The 10149-nt window shown below is 70.6% G+C and carries 8 protein-coding genes and 2 pseudogenes; 4 read left to right on the top strand and 6 right to left on the bottom strand.

The window, feature by feature from the left end; translation table 11 throughout:
• The 3 genes and pseudogenes from ABD481_RS44230 to ABD481_RS44220 all read left to right on the top strand — a co-directional run.
• A pseudogene (locus tag ABD481_RS44230) lies at positions 1-194 on the top strand (MSCRAMM family protein); the annotation flags it as partial.
• Between the two features lie 23 nt (positions 195-217).
• Positions 218-967: a bestrophin-like domain gene (locus ABD481_RS44225; RefSeq protein ID WP_344671929.1), complete on the top strand. Its 750-nt coding sequence runs from the start codon at positions 218-220 to the stop codon at positions 965-967.
• A 78-nt stretch (positions 968-1045) separates the two neighbouring features.
• Positions 1046-1834 carry a DNA-formamidopyrimidine glycosylase family protein gene (locus ABD481_RS44220; protein WP_344671928.1) on the top strand — a complete coding sequence of 263 codons (789 nt, stop codon included), beginning with the start codon at positions 1046-1048 and terminating at the stop codon, positions 1832-1834.
• A gap of 60 nt (positions 1835-1894) precedes the next feature.
• On the opposite strand, the gene ABD481_RS44215 is transcribed toward ABD481_RS44220, so the two are convergent.
• The 6 genes and pseudogenes from ABD481_RS44215 to ABD481_RS44190 form a co-directional block, all read right to left on the bottom strand.
• Positions 1895-2662 (bottom strand): siderophore-interacting protein, encoded by a 768-nt coding sequence (locus tag ABD481_RS44215; protein ID WP_344671927.1) that lies wholly within the window; start codon positions 2660-2662, stop codon positions 1895-1897.
• Between the two features lie 252 nt (positions 2663-2914).
• Positions 2915-4222 (bottom strand): annotated as a pseudogene (rpsA, locus tag ABD481_RS44210) (30S ribosomal protein S1); the annotation flags it as partial.
• 1250 nt (positions 4223-5472) lie between these two features.
• Positions 5473-6360: a trypsin-like serine protease gene (locus ABD481_RS44205; protein ID WP_344671926.1), complete on the bottom strand. Its 888-nt coding sequence runs from the start codon at positions 6358-6360 to the stop codon at positions 5473-5475.
• 8 nt (positions 6361-6368) lie between these two features.
• Positions 6369-6689 (bottom strand): CU044_2847 family protein, encoded by a 321-nt coding sequence (locus tag ABD481_RS44200; RefSeq protein WP_344671925.1) that lies wholly within the window; start codon positions 6687-6689, stop codon positions 6369-6371.
• A gap of 129 nt (positions 6690-6818) precedes the next feature.
• Positions 6819-7745 (bottom strand): helix-turn-helix transcriptional regulator, encoded by a 927-nt coding sequence (locus tag ABD481_RS44195; protein WP_344671924.1) that lies wholly within the window; start codon positions 7743-7745, stop codon positions 6819-6821.
• Positions 7746-7954: 209 nt separating this feature from the next.
• The gene (locus ABD481_RS44190) at positions 7955-9121 is read right to left on the bottom strand and encodes an acyl-CoA dehydrogenase family protein (RefSeq protein ID WP_344671923.1); all 1167 of its coding nucleotides are present in this window, start codon (positions 9119-9121) and stop codon (positions 7955-7957) included.
• A 171-nt stretch (positions 9122-9292) separates the two neighbouring features.
• Here ABD481_RS44190 and ABD481_RS44185 point away from each other — a divergent pair, with 171 nt between their 5' ends.
• Positions 9293-10147, top strand: a complete 855-nt coding sequence (locus ABD481_RS44185; protein WP_344671922.1) for a 3-hydroxybutyryl-CoA dehydrogenase — start codon at positions 9293-9295, stop codon at positions 10145-10147.
• The last annotated feature ends 2 nt before the right edge of the window (positions 10148-10149 follow it).

Genomic DNA, 10149 nt, shown 5'->3' with positions numbered 1-10149 from the left:
CGCCGACCCCGCCCCCGACTCCCACGCCGACCCCCACACCCCCGCCCAGCGCCACCCCCACCCCGCACCGCCCACCGACCCAGAACGCTGCGAAGCCCCTGATCCGTCCGGGCATCAAGACCCCCCTGTTCGTCCTCGTCATGATGATGCCGGCCGCGGGCGCCGGGGCCGTCCTGGCCGCACGCCGCAAGTAGACCCCGACCCCGCAGGAGCGTGGATGTCCAATATCGTGAGCGGCCTGATCGTGGTCGCCTTCGCAGCCCTCATCGGTTTCATGGGTCTGGTCGTCAAAGTACGGTTCTTCCCGGTCAAGGAAGAGGAGGAGCGGGAGGACGTCGCCGGCTACGTCACCATGGTCGTCGGCGTGATCTACGCCCTGATCCTGGCCCTGGCCCTGGTGGCGGTCTGGGAGAACAAGGACAGCGCCGAGGGCCACGTCGCGACCGAGTCCAGCGCGCTGCACGAGCTCTACCTGCTGGGCGCCACCATGGCTCCCGCCGACCAGCAGCGCGTCCAGACGGCGGCGACCGCCTACGAGGAATACGTCGTGAACACCGAGTGGCCCAAGCTCCGCAACGGCGACGAGATCGACAACACCGGCTGGACGCTGCTCACCACGCTGCGCACCGCCGTCCTGACCTCCGACACCGGCACCACCGCCCGCCAGGACGTCCTGAGCGACGCCACCACCCAGCTCAGCACCCTCGCCGACGCCCGCCGCGGCCGCCTCGACGACGCCACCAAGCGCATGCCCCCGGTGCTGTGGATCGGCCTGATCCTCGGCGGCATCCTCACCATCGGCCTGACCTTCGCCTACGGCATCGAACAACGCTTCACCCACATCGGCATGGTGATGGGCATGGTCGCGCTGATCGGCTTCATGCTGATCCTGATCTACAACCTGGAGAACCCGTTCAACCACGGGCTCGGGGCCGATCCGGAGCCGTTCAAGCGGCTGTTCGACTAGCGCCCGTCGGTCGGCGTCGAAGAAGTTCGCGACTAACCTAGAACCTAGAACCCAGAACGCACGCAGGAGGTCGGCCCGTTGCCCGAAGGTGATTCGGTGTTCCGGACCGCCGCCCAGCTGCACGACGCACTCTCGGGCGACGACCTCCTCGTCGCCGACCTGCGGGTCCCGGCCCTGGCCACGACGGATCTGGCCGGGCGCCGCGTGCTGGAGACCGTGGCTCGCGGCAAGCACCTGCTGACCAGGCTCGACGGCGGACTGACTCTGCACACGCATCTGCGGATGGACGGCCGCTGGGCCGTCCACCCCGCGGGCGCGCGGTGGAGCGGCGGCCCGGGCTGGCAGATCCGCGCCGTGCTGGGCACCGCGCGCAGCACCGCCGTCGGCTACCGGCTGCCGGTCGTCGAACTGCTCGCCACGGCCGAGGAGCCGAGCGTGGTCGGTCACCTGGGGCCGGACCTGCTGGGCCCGGACTGGGACGCCGAGGAGGCGCTGCGCCGCCTCACCGCCGATCCGTCCCGGCCGCTGGGCCTGGCGCTGCTCGACCAGCGGAACCTGGCCGGAGTGGGCAACGTCTACGCCAACGAACTCAGCTTCCTGGCCCGCGTGCCGCCCTGGCGGCCGGTCGGCGAGGTGCCCGGTCTGGAGAAGCTGGTGGACACCGCGCACCGGCTGCTGACCCTCAACCGGCTGCGCAGCGGCCACGTCACGACCGGCGACCCCCGCGCCGACCGGCGGAACTGGGTGTACGGCCGGGCCCGGCAGCCGTGTCGGCGGTGCGGGACGCGGATTCTGACGTCGAGCCTGGGAACGCCGCCGCAGGACCGGGTGGTGTACTGGTGTCCCAGCTGCCAGCCGGAGGGTTAGGCGTACGACCAGGCGAACCGGCGCGCGCCGCCGGAAGTCACCGCTCCGCGCGGCCGGAAGTCACCGCTCCGCGCCGCCGACAGCCGTCTCCTCGCGCTCGGCGAGGTCGCGCTTCCACTGCCGGAAGCCCTCCTCGGTCCGGCCGCGGCGCCAGTAGCCGGAGATCGACGCCCATTCGGCCGGGACCCCGCGCTCCTTGCGGACGTAGGGACGCAGGTCGTGCATGACCGCCTGCGCCTCGCCGTGGATGAAGACCTGCGCCTGTCCGTCGAGCCACGGCTCGGCGCGGACGGCCTTCGCCAACTGCTCCCCCGGCGCGGCGCCGTCGTCGTGGATCCAGGTGAGGAGCACGCCCTCGGGGCGGGCGAAGTCGAGCTCGTCGGCGGGGCCGGCGACCTCGACGAAGACGCGGCCCACGGCGTCGGCCGGGAGCGCGGCGCAGGCCGCGGAGATCGCCGGGAGCCCCGACAGGTCGCCGGCCAGCAGGTGCCAGTCCGCGTCGGCACGCGGGGCGTAGGCGCCGCCGGGCCCGAACAGCCCGATCTCGTCGCCGGGCCGGGCCGCGGCCGCCCAGGGGCCGGCCAGGCCCTCGGCGCCGTGGTACACGAAGTCGATCGCGATCGTCTCGGCCTCGGTGTCGACGGCGCGCACGGTGTAGGTCCGCGCGACCTCGCCGTCGGGGCCGTCGAACAGCAGCTTGACGTAGGAGTCGGTGAACTCGCTGGGCTGGAAGGTCGCAAAACCCGGACCGCCCAGGTGGACGCGGACGAGATGCTCGTTCAGGCGTTCGGTGCGACGCACGATGAAGTTGTGGCGCGTGCGAGCCAAGGTGACACCTCCATAATTAGGCTTACCTAACTTATCAGCTCCCCGAAAGGACTCTGACGGCCGACGCCCGGCACCCGCACCGCACTGCACCGCACCGCGTGCGTCGGTCGCCGCACCCCGGGGTGCGGCGACCGGATTCACCTACCGGTCCTGCTGGATCCAGTAGATCCAGTAGATCCAGTCGCTCTACTACCCCTGCCCGTCCTGCCCGTCCTCCGCGCCCTGCCCACCCTGCTCGTCCGGCAGGAGGCCGCGGGCCTCGGCAAGCTGCCGCTGGTGCGCCTGGAACAGCACATACGCCTGCTCGTACTCCAGCTCCCACGCCTCACGCTCGGCGTCGTAGCCTTCCAGCCACTGCTGGGTGTCGGAGTCGAAGCCCTCGGGGTAGATGTAGTTGCCCTGGTCGTCGTAGGTGGCGCTCATGCCGTACTGCGCCGGGTCGAACTGGTCGGTCTCGATGTCGCCGGTCAGGCCCTCGTCGGCCTGCTTCCGGGACAGCGCGACCCGGTGGCGGTCGGTGTCGATGTCGACGATCTTGACGAAGATCTCCTGGCCCACCCGCACGACCTGCTCCGGAACCTCCACGTGCTGGTCGGCCAGCTCGGAGATGTGGACCAGGCCCTCGATGCCCTCGTCCACCCGGACGAACACGCCGTACGGCACCAGCTTGACGACCTTGCCCGGCAGCACCTGGCCGATGGTGTGGGTGCGGGCGAAGGCCTGCCACGGGTCCTCCAGCGTCGCCTTCAGCGACAGCGAGACGCGCTCGCGGTCCAGGTCGACGGCCAGCACCTCGACCCGCACCTCCTGGCCGACCTCGACGGCCTGGGAGGGGTGGTCGATCTGGCTCCAGGACAGCTCGGAGACGTGCACCAGCCCCTCCACGCCGCCGAGGTCCACGAACGCGCCGAAGGCGACGATCGAGGACACGACGCCGGAGCGGACCTGGCCCTTCTGCAGGGAGCCGAAGAAGTTCTGGCGCTCGTCGGTCTGGGTCTGCTCGAGCCAGGCCTTGCGGGACAGGACCACGTTGTTGCGGGCCTTGTCCAGCTCCAGGACCTTGGCCTGGATCTCCTTGCCGACGTACGGCCGCAGGTCGCGGACCCGGCGCTTCTCGACCAGCGAGGCCGGCATGAAGCCGCGCAGCCCGATGTCCACGATCAGGCCTCCCTTCACGGCCTCGACGACCTTGCCGGTGACGACGCCGTCGTCGGCGTGGACCGCCTCGATCGCCTGCCAGGCCCGCTCGTGGTCGGCGCGCTTCTTGGACAGGACGAGCCGGCCCTCTTTGTCCTCCTTCTGGACGACCAGGGCCTCGAAGCGGTCGCCGATGGTCACGACCTCGCGCAGGTCGACATCGCGCACCGACGTGAGCTCCCGCGCCGGGATCACGCCCTCGGTCTTGTAGCCGATGTCGAACAGGATCTCGTCCTGGTCGATCTTCACGACGACACCCTCGACGATGTCCCCGTCATTGAAGTAGTTGATGGTCTGGTCGATCGCGGCGAGGAAATCCTCCGCCGAACCGATGTCGTTGGCCGCGACGTCGGGGTCGGACATGGTCAGCGAAGCTCCGTTTCCCGGGCGAAGGGCAGAGACCGCGCGATCGAAGGGCAGGTAGTCATGATCCATTCCCCATCGCGCAGCCGCCGTGCGAACGGCGACTATTACCGTACCGGTACCCGCGCCGGACATGTAGTCGGCGTCCTGATCGGTGATCAAACCATGGCCCAGACGGACGGCGGCCGTCAGGACCGGAACCAGCGGATGGCCTGGTCCCAGCGTCTGTTCGACGCGCTGGGCGACGGCGATCAGCTCGTCCACCGCGCGCTGGGCCAGTTCCTCCGACCGCAGGGCCCGGCTGAGGTCCAGCTCGGCGATCGCGAGGTTGGCCGACGCTTCCAGCGTCTGCACAGCATCCCGGCCGAGCGCCGCCTCGACTTCGGCGGTGACGTCGCGCAGCTCCTGGACCGCGGTCACCAACTTGGCCGGAGAGGCCACCGCCCGCGCCCATTCGACGTGCGCACCGGCCGCGGCCAAGCTGATGGTCAGCAGTTCGGGATCCCGCCGGGGCAGAACCCGATGAGCGGTCCTGGCCAGCGCCGCCAGCTGCTCGGCACTCTGCTCCAGCCGTGGCGGGGACCCGTCTTCCTTGGCCGCTTCGAGCCGCGCCAGCTCGACAGCGGCCGCGGCTCGCAGCGCGCGCCGATCGGTCGCGCCGACCACCGCGGACAGCCGGAAGGCGGCCAGCTCCAAGGCTTCGACCAGCGCTTCGACGCGCGTTCCGGGCGCCTCCCGGCGTGCCTCCACGAGCTGGGCGCCCGCCAGGTCCACCACCAGCGTGAGGGCCTCGGGGTCGGTCTTGTCGAGCTCCGCGACCCGCCGCTGTACCGCCTGACCGAGGTATTGCACCGCCAAGCCGAATTCCGCGTGGTCCGCACGTTGCCGGGCGGCCTGGCACAGGACCTTGGCAGCCGTCACGTCGACCGCGGCGGCCCGGTGCTCGACGGGCAGGGACAGCGCGCGCCGCGCCCATTTCTGGGCCTGCGCCGGATCACCTTGCCGAAGGTAGGCGCTCGCCAGGTTCGTCTGGAGCCGACCGGTCAGTTCTCCGTGCTGGAGCCCGGGCGTGAGCAGGGCGTCCTCAAAGAGGGCAGAAGCTTCGTGCGCGTGTCCGCGCAGACTCGCGAGCATGCCCTGGTGGTTCAGCCGGGTGGCCCGCTCGAACGGCTGGTCGTCGAAGTCCTCATCCCCGGTTCCTTCGAGATGAAGTGCTCTGATTTCGGCGGAAGGCTCCCGCTCGCCCTCGCTCACCGCGTCATCTCCGCGATGCCCGCGTCCACGATGCTGTTGGCGATCCGCGAGGCCATGACCCTGACCTCGTCCGGGTCGAGCAGGCCCCGGGACACCCAGTCCTCCAGGCCGTCCACCAGCGCCGAGGCCTCGGCGATCTTCGCTCGCAGCGAGCTGCGCGCCGGCTCGACGACGGACGGGGGCTCGACAACGGACGAGGGCTCGCTTGCGAACGGCGGCGGATCGGCCGGCGTGAGCCGCAGGCCCAGGATCCGCTCGAAATGGGCCAGGCCGAAATAGTCGAAGCGTTCGAGGACCTCGCCGATCGTGGCGGCGAACAGGACGCCGCTGGCCCGGTCCGGGTTCTCCCGGTCCAGGTGCTGCTCCAGCAGGATGCCGAGCAGCCGGGCGTCGTCGCTGTCGCAGTGCTCCTCCGAGTGCTCGACCAGGCGCTCGACCGGGCTGCCCGAGTAGCCGGAGTAGTCGCCGAGCGCCTGGTCGCAGCCCAGCTGGAGGGCTTGGACGGTGGTGCCGTCCGCGCACAGGTACGGCACCGGCGCGTGCTCGATCAGACCTTTGAGGTACGGGTCGCTCGCCGTCGGGCGGTACGGGTCGGTCCACCCGTCCCGGGCCCGCGGCAGATCGGGCCGGGGCAACGCGATCGACCAGTCCTTGGGCTTGGTGGTCTCGATCAGCGCGAGGTCGGCGTCGGCCCCGGACTGGTAGAGCCGCGCCGCGACCACCTCGCCGTCGGCGCAGTGCAGGTCGAGCGTGTCGTCGTCCCGGCGGATCCGGCGCAGGCAGTGGCGAGCGGTGAGGACGTAGCGGGCCGTGATGAAGAAGCCCGCGCCGAGCGGGGTCCCGCCCTGGTGGATGTCCACCCAATACTGACTGCGGCCGGCCATCGCGCCTCCTAAGAACCCTGGCGCTCGATGGTGATCGTGACCTCGAAGGAGGCCTCGGCCGACGCCTTGGACAGGATGACGCCCGCCTCGGCGGTCAGGGTCAGCCCGAACTTCGCCTCCACGGTCCTGATCCGCCACTGGTGGCTGTCGTCGAGCTTGGCCGCGGACTCCTGGAGCACGGTGGCGGCCTCCGCGACCGCCGCCTGGATGTCGTCGTGCCGGTCCTTGAGCAGCGCGGTGGTCCGGTTCCTCGGGCCGATCTGCCGGCCGCCGGCCCCGTCGAGGGCCACCGTCTCGACCCGCACTTCCGGCCCCTCGGGTATCGCCACCGAACCGCCTCCTCGCATCCCCGGCCCGTTTGGCAGAGGTTTTATACGTGGATTGTAGTGGTCGAGACCCGTTCGCCGTCAGGGGTACGGGGGTTCCCCGCCCTAGGCGCGTGCCATCGCTTCGCACCGTCACTTCGCGGCGGCGTCGCCCTGCCAGAATCTGTCGAAGGCCGCCGGGTTGTAGCGCTTGACCCGGACGCTCGCGTCGATGGGCTCCGGCGGCTGGCGGTCGGGGTCCCCGCTGCTCCTGGCCCGCTCGATCCGCTTCATGACCGCGCTGATGGTGACGCCGTAGTGCTCGGCGATCTCGGTGGCGCTTTTCGGGCTGCCGGCCAGCCACCGGCGGTCCACGCGGGGGGCTTTGCGCGGCGGCGGGGCGGGCTCGTGCTCCAGCCGGTCCAGGCGGCGCAGTTCGGCGAGCAGCTCCTTGCGCGGCCAGACCCGGGAGCGGCCGACCTTGTCCTGGAGCTGCATCGCGGCCAGCGACCGGCGCCGCATCAGCGTCTTGGCCTCGTCCAGGCTCTTGCCGGTCGCCTGGGCGATGCCGTGGACGTCGATGACGTCGCGGGCGATGGGGGCGCGCTTGGTCTTGCCGGGCTTCGGCGCAGCGGCGCGCGCGCCGCTGCGCGTCCGGCGGCGGGAGAACCAGGCCTGGACGTCGCCGGCACGCCGCCGGCCGACGGCGTCGGCGGGCGGGAACGGGTCCGAGGACGTCGGCCCGTACAGGCTGAAATAGGAGCTGACGGTGCTCTGCCGGTACCCGGTCCGCTCAGCGATCTGCCGCGTGGTGAGCATCTCGTCCGGATCGGAGCCCAGGTCGCCGGCGTCCAGCCGGCCGGCCTCGTGGGCCCGCAGCCACTCCTCGATCGCGGGCCGGGGATAGACCCACTCCCGCCCGATCTTCTCCACCGACACCGGCCACGTTCCCGTCGCCACCCACTTGCGCACCGTCACGACGGCCACGCCCACCGCGTCGGCGATCTGCCGCACGCTGACCAGGTCCGGCGACCCGTCCAGCCGCTCGGCCAACGACACCGGCAGCAGCGCATCGGACATGATCAGGCTCCTTGCCACACGATTTCAGCAGGTTGTCTCCGCCGGCACGAGATCGTACCGGTTTCGGCGCGGTCTGCTTGTGCTCTCAGGCAGTATGCGCGAAACGGAGCGTCTTCATCGGGTGACGCGGCGCGAAAGCAGGAACCCGGGAGGAATCCTCCCGGGTTCGCCGGCGCGCCGGCCGTGGACCGCTCCGGAAATCCGGCCGGTCAGATGTTCACCCCGCCCAGGACCTGCCGCGCCATGACGATCCGCTGCACCTGGTTCGTGCCCTCGTAGATCTGCGTGATCTTCGCGTCCCGCATCATCCGCTCCAGCGGGTAGTCCTTCGTGTAGCCGTAGCCGCCGAGCAGCTGCACCGCGTCGGTCGTCACCTCCATGGCGATGTCCGAGGCGAAGCACTTCGCCGCCGCGCCGAAGTACGTCAGGTCGGAGTCCCCGCGCTCGGACTTCGCGGCGGCGGTGTACGTGAGCTGACGCGCGGCCGTCACCTTCATCGCCATGTCGGCCAGCATGAACTGGATGCCCTGGAAGTCGGCGATCGGCTTGCCGAACTGCTTGCGCTCCTTGATGTAGTTGGACGCGTAGTCGATCGCGCCCTGGGCGATGCCCAGCGCCTGCGCGGCGATGGTCACGCGGGTGTGGTCCAGGGTCCGCATGGCGGTGGCGAAGCCGGTGCCCTCGGCGCCGATGATGCGGTCGGCGGGGATGCGGACGTTGTCGAAGTAGACCTCGCGGGTCGGGGAGCCCTTGATGCCGAGCTTCTTCTCCGGGGCGCCGAAGGTGACGCCCTCGTCGGACTTCTCGACCACGAAGGCGCTGATGCCCTTGCTGCGGGCCTCGGGGTCGGTGACGGCCATCACGGTGTAGAACTCGGACACGCCCGCGTTGGTGATCCAGCGCTTCACGCCGTTGAGGACGTAGGTGTCGCCGTCGCGCTCGGCGCGGGTCTTCATGCCGGCGGCGTCGGAGCCGGCGTCGGGCTCGGACAGGCAGTAGGAGAACATCGCCTCGCCGGCGGCCAGCGGGGTCAGGTACTTCTGCTTGAGCTCGTCGGAGCCGGAGAGGATCACCGGCATCGAGCCCAGCTTGTTCACCGCCGGGATCAGGGAGGAGGAGGCGCAGACGCGGGCCACCTCCTCGATGACGATGCAGGTGGCGAGGGCGTCGGCGCCCTGGCCGCCGTACTGCTCGGCCACGTGGACGGCCGCCAGCTCGGAGGACACCAGGGCGTCGAGGGCCTCCTGCGGGAAGCGGCTCTGCTCGTCGACATCGGCGGCGAACGGCGCGATCTTCTCCTCGCACAGCGAGCGGACCGCCTCGCGCAGCAGGTCGTGCTCCTCGGAGACCTGGAACAGGTCGAAGTCGGCGGACATACGTCGCTCCCTGGGCTTTCGTCGGTGTAGCGGGTCGGGCTGCTGCAGCGGGCGTCGAGGGTTCCTCGAAGGTACTGGGTACCCTCGATTATCCACACTCGGTGCCACAGATACCCTGTGGTACGCACCACAAGTGCAGCATCAGCCGCTATACCGGAACCGGAGGCACCCGTGATCGAACGAGTCGGAGTGGTCGGCGTCGGCCAGATGGGGTCTGGCATCGCGGAGGTGTGCGCCCGCGGTGGACTGGACGTCATCGTCGCGGACGAGAACGCCGACGGCCTCAAGCGCGGACGGGACCGGATCGCGGTGTCGCTCAAGCGCGCCGTGAAGGCCGGCAAACTGGACGAGGCCGGCGCCGAGGCGGCGCTGGGCCGCATCCGCTTCACCGAGGACCTCCAGGAGTTCGCCGACCGCCAGCTCGCGGTCGAGGCCGTGGTCGAGGTCGAGGAGGTGAAGACCGCGGTGCTGGCCAAGCTGGACCTGATCCTGCCCGAGGACGCGATCCTGGCCTCCAACACCTCCTCGATCCCGATCATGCGCCTGGGCACGGCCACCGGCCGGCCGGCGAACGTGGTCGGCGTCCACTTCTTCAACCCGGTGCCGGTGCTGAAGCTGGTCGAGGTCATCCCCTCGCTGGCCACCAGCCAGGACACCAAGGCGCGCGCCGTGGCGTTCGTCGAGCAGCTGGGCAAGCAGCCCGTCGTCGCCCAGGACCGGGCCGGCTTCGTGGTGAACTCGCTGCTCATCCCCTACCTGCTGGCCGCGATCCGGATGGCCGAGGGCGGCTTCGCCTCCGCCGCCGACATCGACAACGGCATGGTCCTGGGCTGCGCCCACCCGATGGGCCCGCTCGCGCTGTCCGACCTGATCGGCCTGGACACGGTGAAGCTGGCGGCCGAGGCCATGTACGAGGAGTTCAAGGAGCCGCTGTACACGCCGCCGGCGCTGCTGCTGCGCATGGTCGAGGCCGGACGGCTGGGGCGGAAGACCGGGCGCGGGTTCTACGAGTACCCGAGCGTCTGACG

Source organism: Catenulispora yoronensis, from assembly GCF_039531695.1.
In the GTDB taxonomy this organism is placed as follows: domain Bacteria; phylum Actinomycetota; class Actinomycetes; order Streptomycetales; family Catenulisporaceae; genus Catenulispora; species Catenulispora yoronensis.
Note: the sequence above shows the minus strand (reverse complement) of the source record. Positions and strands in the feature narration are given on the sequence as shown.